At 71.1% G+C, this 14,731-nt stretch carries 13 protein-coding genes; 11 read left to right on the top strand and 2 right to left on the bottom strand.

Going from position 1 to position 14,731, the window contains the following annotated elements:
* From ruvC to F8271_RS23975, 8 genes are all read left to right on the top strand, one after another.
* On the top strand, positions 1–518 hold a 518-nt coding region (gene ruvC / locus F8271_RS24010), incomplete at its 5' end, for a crossover junction endodeoxyribonuclease RuvC (RefSeq protein ID WP_151492090.1).
* Positions 515–1,117, top strand: a complete 603-nt coding sequence (gene ruvA, locus F8271_RS24005) for a Holliday junction branch migration protein RuvA (RefSeq protein WP_151492089.1) — start codon at positions 515–517, stop codon at positions 1,115–1,117. The genes ruvC and ruvA, both read left to right, overlap by 4 nt.
* Positions 1,114–2,181 carry a Holliday junction branch migration DNA helicase RuvB gene (gene ruvB, locus F8271_RS24000; protein WP_151492088.1) on the top strand — a complete coding sequence of 356 codons (1,068 nt, stop codon included), beginning with the start codon at positions 1,114–1,116 and terminating at the stop codon, positions 2,179–2,181. Before ruvA ends, ruvB begins: the two co-directional genes overlap by 4 nt.
* 122 nt (positions 2,182–2,303) lie before the next feature.
* Positions 2,304–2,660, top strand: a complete 357-nt coding sequence (gene yajC / locus F8271_RS23995; RefSeq protein ID WP_151492087.1) for a preprotein translocase subunit YajC — start codon at positions 2,304–2,306, stop codon at positions 2,658–2,660.
* Positions 2,661–2,938: 278 nt separating this feature from the next.
* Positions 2,939–4,843, top strand: coding sequence for a protein translocase subunit SecD (gene secD, locus F8271_RS23990; RefSeq protein ID WP_192580431.1), 1,905 nt, complete (start codon positions 2,939–2,941; stop codon positions 4,841–4,843).
* 1 nt (position 4,844) lies between these two features.
* Positions 4,845–6,038, top strand: coding sequence for a protein translocase subunit SecF (gene secF, locus F8271_RS23985; protein ID WP_151492086.1), 1,194 nt, complete (start codon positions 4,845–4,847; stop codon positions 6,036–6,038).
* Positions 6,039–6,137: 99 nt separating this feature from the next.
* Positions 6,138–6,704, top strand: coding sequence for an adenine phosphoribosyltransferase (locus tag F8271_RS23980; RefSeq protein WP_151492085.1), 567 nt, complete (start codon positions 6,138–6,140; stop codon positions 6,702–6,704).
* Positions 6,705–6,874: 170 nt separating this feature from the next.
* Entirely contained in the window at positions 6,875–9,388 is a 2,514-nt protein-coding gene (locus F8271_RS23975) for a bifunctional (p)ppGpp synthetase/guanosine-3',5'-bis(diphosphate) 3'-pyrophosphohydrolase (protein ID WP_151492084.1), read from the top strand.
* 66 nt (positions 9,389–9,454) lie between these two features.
* On the opposite strand, the gene F8271_RS23970 is transcribed toward F8271_RS23975, so the two are convergent.
* Together F8271_RS23970 and F8271_RS23965 are read right to left on the bottom strand one after the other, a co-directional pair.
* Entirely contained in the window at positions 9,455–10,294 is an 840-nt protein-coding gene (locus tag F8271_RS23970; protein WP_151492083.1) for a peptidylprolyl isomerase, read from the bottom strand.
* A gap of 58 nt (positions 10,295–10,352) precedes the next feature.
* The gene (locus F8271_RS23965; protein ID WP_151492082.1) at positions 10,353–11,231 is read right to left on the bottom strand and encodes a peptidylprolyl isomerase; all 879 of its coding nucleotides are present in this window, start codon (positions 11,229–11,231) and stop codon (positions 10,353–10,355) included.
* A gap of 265 nt (positions 11,232–11,496) precedes the next feature.
* Between F8271_RS23965 and F8271_RS23960 the strand changes: the two genes are divergently transcribed.
* The 3 genes from F8271_RS23960 to F8271_RS23950 all read left to right on the top strand — a co-directional run bounded on the left by F8271_RS23960 (position 11,497) and on the right by F8271_RS23950 (position 14,617).
* Positions 11,497–12,207, top strand: coding sequence for an MBL fold metallo-hydrolase (locus F8271_RS23960; protein WP_151492081.1), 711 nt, complete (start codon positions 11,497–11,499; stop codon positions 12,205–12,207).
* A 71-nt stretch (positions 12,208–12,278) separates the two neighbouring features.
* Positions 12,279–13,604 carry a histidine--tRNA ligase gene (gene hisS, locus F8271_RS23955; RefSeq protein ID WP_151492080.1) on the top strand — a complete coding sequence of 442 codons (1,326 nt, stop codon included), beginning with the start codon at positions 12,279–12,281 and terminating at the stop codon, positions 13,602–13,604.
* A gap of 77 nt (positions 13,605–13,681) precedes the next feature.
* On the top strand, positions 13,682–14,617 hold the full coding sequence (locus F8271_RS23950) for an acyl-ACP desaturase (protein ID WP_151492091.1): 936 nt from the start codon (positions 13,682–13,684) through the stop codon (positions 14,615–14,617).
* The last annotated feature ends 114 nt before the right edge of the window (positions 14,618–14,731 follow it).

Genomic DNA, 14,731 nt, shown 5'->3' with positions numbered 1-14,731 from the left:
TCGGAGTCGACCCGGGCTTGACCCGGTGTGGGGTGGGCGTGGTCGAGGGCGTCCCCGGCCGGTCCTGCACCCTGGTCGCCTACTACGTGGTCTACACCGACCCGGCGGACGACCTGGCCCTGCGCCTGCTGCACCTGGACCGGTCGCTCGGCAAGCTGGTCGCCGAGCACCAGCCGGAGAGTGTCGCCGTCGAGCGGGTGTTCAGCCAGCACAACGTGCGTACGGTGATGGGCACTGCGCAGGCCAGTGGCATCGCCGTGCTGGCTGGAGCGCGCGCCGGGTTGCCCGTGCAGACGTACACCCCGAGTGAGGTGAAGGCGGCCGTGACCGGGTCCGGTCAGGCCGACAAGGCGCAGATGGCCGCGATGGTGACGCGACTGCTGCGGCTGGCCGAGCCGCCGAAGCCGGCCGACGCCGCGGACGCGCTCGCTCTGGCCATCTGCCACGTGTGGCGCGGCGGGACGCGCTCCAAGCTGGCGGCGGCGGCCGACCGGGCACGACGAGGAGGAACGCGATGATCGCCAGCGTGCGTGGCACGGTGACCGCGACGGGTCCGGACCAGGCGGTGATCGAGGTCGGCGGGGTGGGCCTGGCCGTGCACTGCGCGCCCGGGACGCTCGCCGAGCTGCGGGTCGGTCAGACCGCGCGACTCGCCACCAGCCTGATCGTCCGGGAAGACTCGCTGACCCTGTACGGCTTCGCCGACGACGACGCCAAGGCGCTGTTCGAGCTGCTCCAGACCGCCAGTGGGGTCGGCCCCCGGCTGGCCCAGGCGGTGCTGGCGGTGCACACCCCGGACGCGGTCCGCAAGGCGATCGCCAACGCCGACACGGCCGCGTTGACCCGGGTGCCCGGGATCGGCAAGAAGGGCGCCGAGCGCCTGGTGCTGGAGCTGCGCGACCGGATCGGCCCGGTGCCGATCGGTGCCGACGGCGTGGCCGGGGTGACCGGCGGCGGCTGGTCCGAGCAGGTCCGCCAGGCGCTGGTCGGGCTGGGCTGGACGGCCGCTCAGGCCGACCAGGCGGTGGCCGCCGTCGCGGAGACCATCGACGGTCCGACACCGCCCGTGCCGGTCCTGCTCAAGCAGGCCATCCGCCTGCTGGGCCGTACCCGATGAGCGAGACCGACGGCCTCGTCTCGGCGTACGTGAGCGACGCGGATCTGGATGCGGAGGCCACGGTACGGCCGAAGCGGCTGTCCGAGTTCATCGCCCAGGATCGGGTGCGTGACCAGCTCGACCTGTTGTTGCAGGGCGCGATGCGGCGGGGTTCGCCGCCGGACCACATCCTGCTCTCCGGTCCACCGGGCCTGGGCAAGACGAGTCTGGCGAACATCGTCGCCGCCGAGCTGGGTGCGGGCATCCGGGTGACCAGCGGCCCGGCGATCGAACGCTCGGGTGACCTGGCCGCGATCCTGACCAGCCTGGCCGAGGGCGACGTGCTCTTCATCGACGAGATTCACCGGATCGCGCGCCCGGCCGAGGAGCTGTTGTACAGCGCGATGGAGGACTTCCGGGTCGACGTGGTGGTCGGCAAGGGTCCGGGCGCTACCGCGATCCCGTTGGACGTCGAGCCGTTCACCCTGGTCGGGGCGACGACCCGCTCGGGTCTGCTGACCGGGCCGATGCGGGACCGGTTCGGTTTCGTCGCGCACCTGGACTTCTACGCCCCGGCCGACCTGGAGACGCTGCTGCACCGTTCGGCCCGGATCCTGGGTGTGCCGATCACCGCCGACGGCGCGTCCGAGATCGCGGGCCGGTCCCGGGGCACCCCGCGGATCGCCAACCGGCTGCTGCGCCGGGTCCGCGACTACGCCGAGGTCCGGGCCGACGGCGTGGTCACCCTGAAGACCGCCCGTGCCGCCCTGCTGGTGTACGACGTGGACGCGCTGGGCCTGGACCGGCTGGACCGGGCGGTGCTGACCGCGCTTGTCGACTCGTTCCGGGGTGGCCCGGTGGGGTTGTCGACGCTTGCCGTGGCGGTGGGGGAGCAGCCGGACACGGTGGAGGAGGTCTGCGAGCCGTTCCTGGTCCGGGCTGGCCTGCTGGCACGGACGCCGAGGGGGCGGGTGGCCACCGAGGCGGCTTGGCGGCATCTGGGGCGAACTCCACCGAATGGTACATTTGGTGTAGATGTCCCTCCCGCGCCCGATCTGTTCTCGTTGGACACCGATCAGCCGTGATGTGAACGTGATCTGTGCCGCATTCGGTGTTCTCAGGTGCAGGGATTAGACTTCGCCGCGGTCTGTACAGGACGTGAGATTCCGCCTCCGCTCCGGCACTCCCCGTGCCGGACAGGTGGCCAATGGGAAGGTCAGTAACCGTGCGATACGCAGCAGCGGGTGGCGGGGCCGGCGGTTTCACGCCGATCCTGATGATCGCCCTGCTCTTCGGTGTCATGTACTTCATGATGATCCGACCCCAGCAGAAGCGCCGCCGCGAGGCGGAGGCGATGCAGTCCGCGCTCGGCCCCGGCGACGAGGTCGTCACCATCGGCGGGCTCTACGGGACGGTGACCGGCATCGAGGACGACACCGTCCTGATCGAGGTCGCCCCCGGCGTGCAGACGCGCTACGCCCGGCCCGCCATCGCCCGGGTGGTCACCCGCGCGGAGCTGCCGAGCGAGCCGGCCCTCGGGGACGCGGACACCATCAAGGAGTGACCCTCCCTCCCGGGGTGGTGCGGTCCGGCGTACGGCCGGTCGAGCATTCTCCCGGGGGCACCGCGCCCGACGGGGGAGCGGACGAGACGTGAAAACTGGATAGTTGGGTCGACGCCGGGCGTCGGCACGTTCCCGTGACCGTCGGCGTCCCGTCGGCGCGTCCGGCCAGCCGTGTCGGCGCCCCGCCGACCCAGGTCAGACCCGTCGGCCGGGACCCCCGGCCCGACACCGCCGCCGCTGCGCACAGCGGCGCGACCGTACAGGGAGACAGGACAGCCGTGGCACCACCTCAGGGACAGATGCGCCCCGGGCGGCAGCTCGCCGTGCTCGGGTTCATCTTCGTGGTCCTTTATCTTTTGGTGTTCTTCTCCGGCGCCAGCGGCAGCTTGAAGGACCGGCTCGAGCCACGGCTCGGCCTGGACCTGATCGGCGGCACCCGGGTGACGCTGGAGGCGACCAACTCCGTCGACGGCAAGCCACCGACCGCGGACAACCTCGAGGAGGCCCGCCAGATCATCGAGAGCCGGGTCAACGCGTTCGGCGTGGCCGAGGCCGAGGTGGTCACCGAGGGCAACCGGAACATCGTCATCTCCCTGCCCGGTGAGAACCGGGATCTGACCGACGTGGGCAGCGCCGCCGAGCTGCGCTTCCGCAAGGTGCTCAAGGCCGCCGACGGCAGCGGCGCGGCCGCCGCGCCGCCGGCCGCCACGCCGGCCCCGTCGGGCAGCGCCAACCCGACCCCGTCCGGCGCCGCGTCGCCGACCCCGTCCGGCGCCGCGCCGAAGGCGACCGCGTCGCCCAGCGGCGGCCAGGGCGGCATGGCCCCGGCGTCGCCCAGCGCCACCCCGACCCCGACCCCGTCGACCTCGCCGAGCGCCGCCGCGCCGTCGCCGAGCGCCAGCGCCGAGCCGGTGCCGGCCAGCATCGAGCAGCAGCGCAAGGCCGTCGAGCAGAAGGTCGGCGCCGCGTCGTGGCAGGCCGCCAACGGTTTGCAGGCTCCGGCCGACCTGGCGTCCGACCCGTCGCTCGCCGACAAGCTCAAGCCGTTCGGCGCGTTGACGCCGCAAGAGGTGGCCGTGCTGCCGGCGCAGATGCAGTTCAACGTGCCGATGATCACCTGCGCGCAGCTCGACAAGCGTCCCCCGGCGTCGATCTCCGACGCCAAGCAGCAGGTGGTCTCCTGCGAGGACGGCGCCTCCAAGTACCTGCTCGACCAGGCCAAGGTGCTGGGCACCGACGTGGACGACGCCGACGCCGTGCTCGACCAGACCAACGCCTGGGTGGTCAGCCTCGACTTCACCGGCGACGGCCAGGGCAAGTGGACCGCGCTGACCCGCGAGGCGTTCAACAACGAGGGCCAGGCCTGCGACGCGACCGCGCTCGGTCAGGACGGCAAGTGCCGGGTGGCCGTCGTGCTGGACAACGAGATCGTCTCCTCCCCGGAGATCCAGGGCGTGCTGACCGGCAACTCCCAGATCACCGGCAACTTCACCCAGAAGGACGCCAGCGCCCTCGCCGGCCAGCTCCGTTACGGTGCGCTGCCGGTGACCTTCGAGCAGCAGGAGGCGCAGAACGTCACCGCCACGCTGGGCGCCAGCCACCTGCGCGCGGGTCTGCTCGCGGCCGGCATCGGCATGCTGCTGGTCATCATCTACGCGTTCTTCTACTACCGGCTGCTCGGCTCGGTGATCTTCCTGAGCCTGATCCTCTCCGCGCTGCTGGTCTTCGGCGCGCTGGTGGTGCTCGGCCGGCAGATCGGCTTCACGCTCACCCTCGCCGGCATCGCCGGAATGATCGTCTCGCTCGGTGTGGCGGCGGACTCGTTCGTCATCTACTTCGAACGGTTGAAGGACGAGATCCGCGAGGGACGCAGCCCGCGTAGCGCGGTGTCCCGTGCCTGGATCCGGGCCCGTCGGACGATCATCTCGGCCAACGCGATCACGCTGCTCTCCGCGGTCGTGCTCTACGTGGTCTCGGTCGGCACGGTCAAGGGCTTCGCCTTCGCCCTCGGCCTGGCCACCGTGCTGGACCTCGTGGTGGTGTTCCTCTTCCGGCACCCGATCATGACGATGTTCGCCCGGACCCGGGCGTTCCTGTCCCCGCGGGTCAGCGGTCTGGGCCGGGCGCTTCCGGCCCGCACCCAGCAGACTCAGCCCCGCAACCCGCGCGCCAAGGAGGCCTGAGATGGCTCAAAACGGTCTGGCGAGCCGCCTCTACAACGGTGAGGCCGGTCTCAACATCGTCGGCCGGCGCAAGCTCTGGTTCGGCATCGCCGGAGTCCTGGTCCTGATCGCGATCCTCAGCTTCTCGATCCGTGGCTTCAGCCTCGGCATCGAGTTCGCCGGCGGCAACTCGTTCCAGGTGCCGGCCAGCGTCGGCACCCTCGATGACGCCGAGCGGGAGGTCAACTCGGCGCTCGCCGCCGAGAACACCGGCGTCGAGGTGGCCACGACCCAGAAGATCGGCGGCCCCGGTGGCGACTCGTACGAGCTGCGCACGCCGCAGCTCAGCGTCGAGCAGGCCAACGCGGTCAAGGCGCAGATCGCCGAGGATCTCGGCATCAACGTTGATCAGATCAGCGGCAACCAGGTCAGCGAGGCGTGGGGCAGCCAGGTCACCGAGCGGGCCGTGCTCGGTCTGGTCATCTTCATCGCGCTGGTGATGGTCTACCTGATCCTGCGCTTCGAGTGGCGGATGGCCGTCGCCGCCGTCTCCTCGCTGTTCATGAACCTGATCCTCACCGCCGGCATCTACTCGCTGGTCGGCTTCGAGGTCACCCCGTCGACGATCATCGGCTTCCTCACCATTCTGGGCTTCGCGCTCTACGACGTGGTGGTGGTCTTCGACAAGGTGCAGGAGAACACCCGGGGCATCACCGCCAACAACAACCAGACGTACGGCGAGGCGGCCAACCTGGCGATCAACCAGAGCCTGATGCGGTCGCTGAACACCTCCGTGGTGGCCCTGCTGCCCGTCGGTGGTCTGCTCTTCATCGGTGCCGGCCTGCTCGGCGCGGGCACGCTGAAGGACCTCGGCCTGGTGCTGTTCGTCGGTATGGCGGTGGCGTTCCTCACCTCCATCCTGGTGGCGACGCCGCTGCTGGCGCTGCTGAAGAACTACGACCCGCGGATCCAGGCGCACAACAAGCGGGTGCTGACCCGCCGGGGCGCGTTGGCCCGCGGCGAGGTCACGCCCAAGGGCGCCCCGAGCCCGGCCACGACCGACGCGATCGACGCGGACGTGGACCCGGAGGCGGCCGCGCTGGCCGGCGCCGCGCCGAAGGTGGGCGCGCGACCGGCGGGCAAGCGGCAGACCGGCACCCGGGGCGGTCGCCCCGGTGGCGGCGGCAACCGGCCCGGTGGCGCCAAGCGACGCTGACCGGGGCTGACCCGGGAGGAAACGCCCGAACGGCGTCCGGCATGCTGTGCGAGCAGCATTGCCGGACGCCGTCGTCGTTGGAAGGGAAGCGAGACAGTCGTGACGGAGACCCACAGCACCGCCGCCCGCGGGGACAGCGGCCCGGAGGCCGCCCGGCTGGTCGCCAGCCGTGTGCTGGACGTGCCCGACTTTCCCCAGCCCGGCGTCCTGTTCAAGGACCTGATGCCGCTGTTCGCCGACGGGAAGGCGTTCCGCGAGGTGGTCGACGGGATCGTCGCGTATCACGGGCGGGACGGCTTCGACGTCGTGGTCGGCATCGAGGCGCGGGGGTTCGTCGTCGCGGCGGCCGTCGCGTACGCGGCCGGGGTGGGTGTGGTGCCGGTGCGTAAGGCCGGCAAGCTGCCGCGCGTGGCGCACTCGGTCTCCTACGCCCTGGAGTACGGCGAGGCCACCCTGGAGGTGCACGAGGACGCCTTCACCGCCGGGCACCGGGCCCTGGTGGTCGACGACGTGCTCGCCACCGGCGGCACCGCCGAGGCGACACTGGACCTGGTCGAGCGGGCCGGCGGCACCGTCACCGGGTTCACGGTGTTGCTGGAGCTCGGCTTCCTGGGCGGCCGGGAGCGGCTGGCGCCGCGTCCCGTCCATGCCCTGCTGACCGTTTGACCCCGGTACCGCCGTCCGGGCCGGGCGTCGGCCGTCCGGCGGAGCGGCAGGGGACCGTCCGTGCGGGTAGCATTGCCCTTTGCTGACGCCGGCGGTACCCCGTCCGGCGACGCGAGACCAGGCCGGCCGATGTTCGGCCGGTGTGTTTCCGGCGAGCGGTGAGGAGGCCGGTGTCCCACGATGTCGTCCCTCCGGTGGAGGGCACGGTGCATCCGACAGGCGACGCTGACGGCTCGGTGACCGAGCGGACGGGTGACACGTCGGCCGGGGTGACGGGCAACGGCAGCGGCGCTGGCAGAGCCCCGGGCGAGAGCGCGGCGCTGCAGTCCGGTGCCGTCGAGGCGTCCCCCGGTGCGGACGGGGTGGTGGTCCCGTTCCCGACCGACGCCGGCGTCGACCCGTCGCCGAGTGGTGGTTTCGCGCTGTCCAACGCGCCCACCGGCCGGCGGGTCCGTGCCCGGCTGGCCCGGTTCAACGCGCCGTGGCAGACCTCGCAGGTCAGCGAGGTGCTGGAGCCGCTCATCGCGAGCCACCGGGAAAACCACCCGAAGGCCGACGCGCGGCTGCTCCAGCGCGCCTTCGACACGGCCGCGCGGTGGCACTCCGGGCAGTACCGCAAGTCCGGTGACCCGTACATCACGCACCCCCTGGCCGTGGCGACCATCCTGGGCAACCTGGGGATGGACACCACCACGCTGGTGGCGGCCCTGCTGCACGACACCATCGAGGACACCGAGTACACGCTCGACGCGATGCGTGCCGACTTCGGCGGCGAGGTCGCCCTGCTGGTCGACGGCGTCACCAAGCTCGACAAGGTCAAGCTGGGCGACGCGGCGAAGGCCGAGACGATCCGCAAGATGGTCGTGGCGATGGCCAAGGACCCGCGGGTGCTGGTGATCAAGCTGGCCGACCGGCTGCACAACATGCGTACCCTGACCTTCCTGCCCCGCCCCAAGCAGGAGCAGAAGGCCAAGGAGACGCTGGAGATCCTGGCGCCGCTGGCGCACCGGCTCGGTATGAACACGATCAAGTGGGAGCTGGAGGATCTGGCGTTCGGGACGCTGTTCCCGAAGCGCTACGAGGAGATCAACCGACTGATCGGGGAGCACCAGCCGCAGCGGGAGTCGCTGTTGCGGCAGGTCACCCAGAAGGTCGGCACCGACCTCAAGGCCGCCAAGATCAAGGCCGAGACGACCGGCCGGCCGAAGCACCTCTACTCGATCTACCAGAAGATGATCGTGCGGGGTCGCGACTTCAACGACATCTACGACCTGGTGGGCGTGCGGATCCTGGTCGACACGGTGCGCGACTGCTACGCGGCGCTGGGAGTCATCCACGCCAACTGGCAGCCGGTGCCGGGCCGCTTCAAGGACTACATCGCGATGCCCAAGTTCAACATGTACCAGTCGTTGCACACGACGGTCATCGGGCCCACCGGCAAGCCGGTGGAGATGCAGATCCGCACGTACGCGATGCACCGCACCGCGGAGTTCGGCATCGCCGCGCACTGGAAGTACAAGGAGCACAAGGGCACCCAGATCGTCGGCCCGCCGGCGCATATCGACGAGATGACCTGGCTGCGGCAGTTGCTCGACTGGCAGCGCGAGGCGGCCGACCCGAGCGAGTTCCTCGACGCGCTGCGCTTCGACCTGTCCAGCCAGGAGGTGTACGTCTTCACCCCGAAGGGTGACGTCATCCCGCTGCCGACCGGGTCGACGCCTGTCGACTTCGCGTACGCGGTGCACACCGAGGTCGGGCACAAGTGCATCGGCGCGCGGGTCAACGGCAAGCTGGTGCCCCTGGAGTCGACGCTGTCCAACGGCGACGTGATCGAGATCTTCACGTCGAAGTCCGAGACGGCCGGCCCGACCCAGGACTGGCTGGGCTTCGTCAAGAGCCCCCGTGCCCGGACGAAGATCCGCCAGTACTTCAACAAGGAGCGGCGCGAGGAGGCGATCGAGGCCGGCAAGGACGCGATCGTCAAGGCGATGCGCAAGCAGGGCATGCCCCTGCAGCGGATGCTCACCTCCGACGCGTTGATGTCGATCGCCCGCGACCTGCACCTGGCCGATGTGGCGTCGCTGTACGCGGCGGTCGGTGACAGCCAGGTCTCCGCGCAGTCGGTGGTGCAGAAGCTGATGGCCGCGTACGGCGGCGAGGAGGGCGCGGCGGAGGACATCGCCGAGACCGCCGTCGCCACCCGGCCGCCGCGCAGCCGGCAGAGCAGCAGCGACCCCGGTGTCGTGGTCCGGGGCGTCAGCGACGTCTGGATCAAGCTGGCCCGGTGCTGCACCCCGGTCCCACCGGACTCGGTGTTCGGCTTCGTCACCCGCTCCGGCGGGGTGAGCGTGCACCGCGACGACTGCGCCAACGCCGAGGACCTGCGCGCCCAGGCCGAGCGGGTGGTCGAGGTGAGCTGGAAGCTCACGTCCGCCTCGACGTTCCTGGTCGCCATCCAGGTGGAGGCGCTGGACCGGCACAAGTTGCTCGCCGACGTCACCCGGGTGCTCTCCGACGAGCGGGTCAACATCCTCTCCGCCACCGTCACCACCACCCGTGACCGGGTGGCGGTGAGCCGGTTCAGCTTCGAGATGGCCGACCCGAAGCACCTGGGTCACCTGCTGGCGACGGTCCGCAAGGTCGACGGCGTGTTCGACGCGTACCGGGTCACCTCCGGCGCCTGACGCGTACCCCGGACACGACAGCGCCCGCCGGCTCAGCCGGCGGGCGCTTCGTCGTTGCTCGGGGCCTCAGCCCTGCGGCGGGCTCATGGTGAGGTCGGTGATGACGACCTCCTTCTTCGGGTGACCACCGCCGGCCTGCTGGGCGAACGCCCCGTCGTCGCCGGCCTTGGCGACGTCCTTGACGATGTCCATGCCGCCGGTGACGCTGCCCAGGACCGTGTACGCGGGGTCCAGCGGCGAGTCGCCGTAGACGATGAAGAACTGGCTGCCGGTGCTGCCCGGCTGGCCGGAGTTGGCCATCGCGATGACGCCCTCCGGGTACGGCGGGCGCTTGTCGGTGGGCAGGTTCTCCTCGGGCAGCCGGAAGCTCGGGCCACCCGTGCCGTCGGTGTCGCGCCAGCCCTTGCCGGTGGCGCTCGGGTCACCGCACTGCAACACGTTGATGCCCTGGGTCACCAGGCGGTGGCACTTGGTGTTGTCGAAGAAGTTCTTGTCCGCGAGGAGCGTGAAGGCCCCCGCCGTGCACGGCACCAGCGACCGGTCGACCTTGGCCGTGATCGGCCCGAGGTTGGTGGTGATCGTCATGGTTTGCACACCCTTGGCGGACTGCTGGTTGCTCGGCAGCCCGACATCCTTGATCTGCGGCGACCGCTGGTCCGCCGGCACCTCGTTGTAGACGCACTCGGACGCGCCGGCCGCCGGTGCGGCGGTGTCGGTCTTGTCGTCGTCGCCGCCGAGGCTCATCGCCAGCCAGACCGTGCCGGCGACCACGAGCACCAGCGCGGCGCCCGCGCTGACGATCGCCTGCGTCTGCCGACGCTTGCGGGCCTTGCCCGCACGCTCGGCCATCTCCTTCTCGAGCCGGGCGCGTGCCGCCGCGCGCTGCCGCTCTCTGGTGGACGTCACGCCTGGATCCTCCTGGCTGTCTGTTTCCGGGTGCCGCTCGGGTGGGTGGTGCGACCGGTCAGCCGGCGCTCGGGCTGCTGGCCGGGGCACCGGACGGCGACGGTGCCGCGTCGGTGGCCGGCTCGCCGACCGTGAGGCTCTGGATCACCACGTCGGTCTTGGGCTTGACCTTCGCCCCGGTCCCATTGTCCACGGTCGGCAGGGCGCCGATCTTCTCGACCACGTCCAGCCCGCCGGTGACCTTGCCGATCACCGGGAACTTCGGGTCGGTGGTGGTGAAGTCCTTGAAGAAGATCAGGAACTGGCTGCCGTTGCTGCCCGGCGGGTTGGAGATCATCGCCACGGTCCCCTTGGGGTACGTCGGCGGCTGGCCGGGCGCCGGGCTGGCCGACGGGGAGGCCGACGGCACGGTCGGCACGTCCTCGTCGTAGAACGAGTAGGTGGGCCCGCCGAGGCCGGTGCCGCTGGGGTCGCCGCATCGCAGCGCGCCGTCGGCGGTGATCTCGTGACAGGTGGTGTTGTCGTAGAACGACCGGCTCGCCAGGTGGGCGATGCTCGCCGCGGCACACGGCGAGCTGGTGAGGTTGAGCTCGGCGGTGATCGGACCGCCCTGGTTGGTGGTCACGGTCATCGCCCGGGTGCCGGCGGTGGGCAGGCCCTTGGTCTCCGGCGTGCCGACGTCCTTGAGGTTGGTGTTGGCCGCCGCGTCCTGCGGCGTCCAGAGGCAGGTGTCCTCGGCGGCCGTGTTCTGCTTCGGGTCGGAGTCGAACGCCCCGAGCGCCCACGCCGAGCCGGCCACGATCAGCACGAGGACCAGGGCGGCGCCGACACCGGCCTGGATCTGCCGACGGCGCCGGGTGGCGGCGGCCCGGCGGGCCAACTGCCGATCGAGCTTGGCCCGCGCCAGTTTGCGCTGCCGGTCCCTGCTGGAAGCCACCCGTGCTCCCCTTTCCTCTGCCTGGTCGTCGCCGGCGGCCGGGCGTCCCGGCCCGTCCGGGCGTCACGTGTGCCGCGCCACACGCCCGCCAGAGTGTACGGCTAGCGACTGGGAATGTGGTGTACGAGGTCCACCCCGCTACGAGCAGCGCTTATCGGGAGTTGTCACTGTGCCCGGCGGGGCCGGCGGGACGGACGCGACAAACCGGTTCGCCGGGCGGTTAGGCTGCTGGGCAGGACGACAGTTCGACGGAAGGACAGCGCCCGTGCTCGTGGCCGGCTTTCCCGCCGACGCGTTCGGCACCAACTGCTACGTGGTGGCGACCGCGCCGGGGGAGCAGTGCGTGGTGGTCGACCCCGGCATCGGGGTGCTCGACCAGCTCGACGCGTTGCTCGCCGAGCACCGCCTGCATCCGGCCGCCGTGCTGCTGACCCACGGGCACCTCGACCACACCTTCTCGGTCGCGCCGGTCTGCGGTGCGCGCGGCATCACCGCGTACGTCCACCCCGGCGACCGGGAGATGCTGGCCGACCCCGCCAAGGGCCTGTCCACCGACCTGACGTCGCTCTTCGGCGGCCGGTTGAGCTACACCGAGCCGGAGGACGTGGCGGAGCTGACCGACGGCGCCACCCTCACCCTCGCCGGCCTGGAGATCGCCGTCGACCATGCCCCGGGCCATACCGGCGGGTCGGTGCTGTTTCGGCTGCCCGGCGCCGACTCGGGCTGGGAGGCCGACGAGATCTGCCTCTCCGGCGACGTGCTCTTCGCCGGGTCGATCGGCCGCACCGACCTGCCGGGCGGGAGCATGCCGGCCATGCTCACCAGCCTGCGCGACAAGATCCTCCCGCTGGCCGACGACACCGTCGTCCTGCCCGGCCACGGCCCCAGCACCACCATCGGCCGCGAGCGCGCCAGCAACCCGTACCTCGTCGAGGTGGCCGGCACGTCACCGGCCGCGCCCACCCGGGGCCTCTAGTTCTTGTCCGCGCCGCGCGCGGACCCACGACACCACCGCGCCGCGGGCGCGGGACCGCAAGGAGTACGACGATGAGCAAGCCCACGCCCATCTCCGGTTTCCCGGAATGGACCCCCGGCCAACGGATGGTCGAGCAGTACGTGCTCGACAAGATCCGGGCCACCTTCGAGCTGTACGGCTTCGCCCCGCTGGAGACCCGCGCGGTGGAGCCCCTCGACCAGCTCCTGCGCAAGGGGGAGACCTCGAAGGAGGTCTACGTGATCCGGCGGCTGCACGCCGACGCCGACAGTGCCGGCGACGACCAGCTGGGCCTGCACTTCGACCTGACCGTGCCGTTCGCCCGGTACGTGCTGGAGAACGCCGGCAAGCTGGCCTTTCCGTTCCGGCGCTACCAGATCCAGAAGGTGTGGCGGGGGGAGCGGCCGCAGGAGGGGCGCTACCGGGAGTTCGTCCAGGCCGACATCGACATCGTCGACCGGGACACCCTGGCTCCGCACCACGAGGCGGAGATGCCGCTGGTCATCGGCGACGCGCTGCGCTCGCTGCCGATCCCGCCGGTGACGATCCAGGTCAACAACCGCAAGATCTGCGAGGGGTTCTACCGGGGCATCGGGTTGACCGACCCGGAGGCGGCGCTGCGGGCCGTGGACAAGCTCGACAAGATCGGTCCGGCGAAGGTGGCCGAGTTGCTGGCCCAGACCGCCGGGGCGAGCGAGGCGCAGGCCAAGGCGTGCCTGGCGCTGGCCGAGATCTCCGCGCCGGACGCCTCGTTCGCCGACGCCGTACGCGCGCTGGGGGTCACCGACCCGCTGCTCGACGAGGGCATCGACGAGCTGGTCCGGGTGGTGGAGACCGCCACCGAGCACTCGCCCGGCCTGTGCGTGGCGGACCTGCGCATCGCCCGCGGCCTGGATTACTACACCGGCACCGTCTACGAGACCCAGCTGCGCGGTTACGAGCGGTTCGGGTCGATCTGCTCCGGCGGCCGGTACGACAACCTGGCCAGCGCCGGCACCACCTCGTACCCCGGAGTGGGGATCTCGATCGGCGTGACCCGGCTGCTCGGCCTGCTCTTCGGCGCGGGCGAGTTGTCGGTCTCCCGTTCGGTGCCCACCGCCGTGCTGGTCGCGGTGACCGACGAGGAGCACCGTGGCGCCAGCAACCGGGTGGCCGAGGCGCTGCGACGTCGCGGAGTGCCGACCGAGGTGTCGCCCAGCGCGGCGAAGTTCGGCAAGCAGATCCGCTACGCGGAGCGACGGGGCATCCCGTACGTGTGGTTCCCGGGTGCCGACGGCGCGGCCGACGAGGTGAAGGACATCCGGTCCGGAGAGCAGGTCACGGCCGCTGCGGGGGAGTGGATGCCGCCTCGGGAGGACCTCACGCCGACGGTCAGCTGAGCGTCACTACTGGCGCGTACGGCCGCGGGGACCTACGGTTGCGTAAGTTACGCCACCGTAGGGAGTTTCTCGTGACCATGAGCACCACGCTGAGCCAGACCGCCCTGCTCGTCGAGTTGGAGCCGGTGGTCGCCCGCAACCTGGACCGCCACCTCTCGCTGGCCAAGGAGTGGTTCCCGCACGAGTACGTGCCGTGGAGCGAGGGCCGCACCTTCGACGGGCCGCTCGGCGGCGAGGCGTGGTCGCCGACCGACTCCACCATCCCCGACGTCGCCCGTACCGCGCTGATCGTCAACCTGCTCACCGAGGACAACCTGCCCTCGTACCACCACGAGATCGCCACCCTGTTCGGCCGCGACGGCGCCTGGGGCACGTGGGTGCACCGGTGGACCGCGGAGGAGGGCCGGCACGGTGTCGCGATCCGCGACTACCTGACGGTCAGCCGGGCGGTCGACCCGGTGGCGTTGGAGCGCGCCCGGATGACACACATGTCGGAGGGCTACACCAACGCCCACGGCGACGAGGTGCTGCACTCGCTGGCGTACGTCTCGTTCCAGGAGCTGGCCACCCGGATCTCGCACCGCAACACCGGCAAGGCCACCGGCGACCCGGTCTGCGAGGCGCTGCTGGCCCGCGTCGCCGCCGACGAGAACCTGCACATGGTCTTCTACCGCAATCTGCTCGCCGCCGCCTTCGAGCTGGCCCCGAGCCAGGCCATGCGGGCCGTCGCCGACGTGGTGGCCGACTTCCAGATGCCGGGCAACGGCATCGACGGCTTCGCCCGCAAGTCGGTGGCGATCGCCCTGGCCGGCATCTACGACCTGCGCCAGCACCGCGACGAGGTGCTCCAGCCGGTGCTGCGCCAGTGGGACGTGTTCAACGTGACCGGCCTGAACGCCGACGGCGAACTCGCCCGCGAACAGCTGGCCACCCAGCTGGAGAGCCTGGAGAGCGCAGCCCGCCGCTTCGAGGAGAAGCGCGACGCGAGAGCAGCCCGCCTAGCCCTCCGCTAACCACCGCTGCCCCCACCCCACCCTGTCCTCGTTGATCATGAGGTTGACGGGTCGTTCGATCATCGAATCGCCCGTCAACCTCATGATCAACGAGGACAGGGTGGGGTGGGGGCA

Source organism: Micromonospora sp. ALFpr18c (assembly GCF_008868155.1).
GTDB lineage: Bacteria > Actinomycetota > Actinomycetes > Mycobacteriales > Micromonosporaceae > Micromonospora.
Note: the sequence above shows the minus strand (reverse complement) of the source record. Positions and strands in the feature narration are given on the sequence as shown.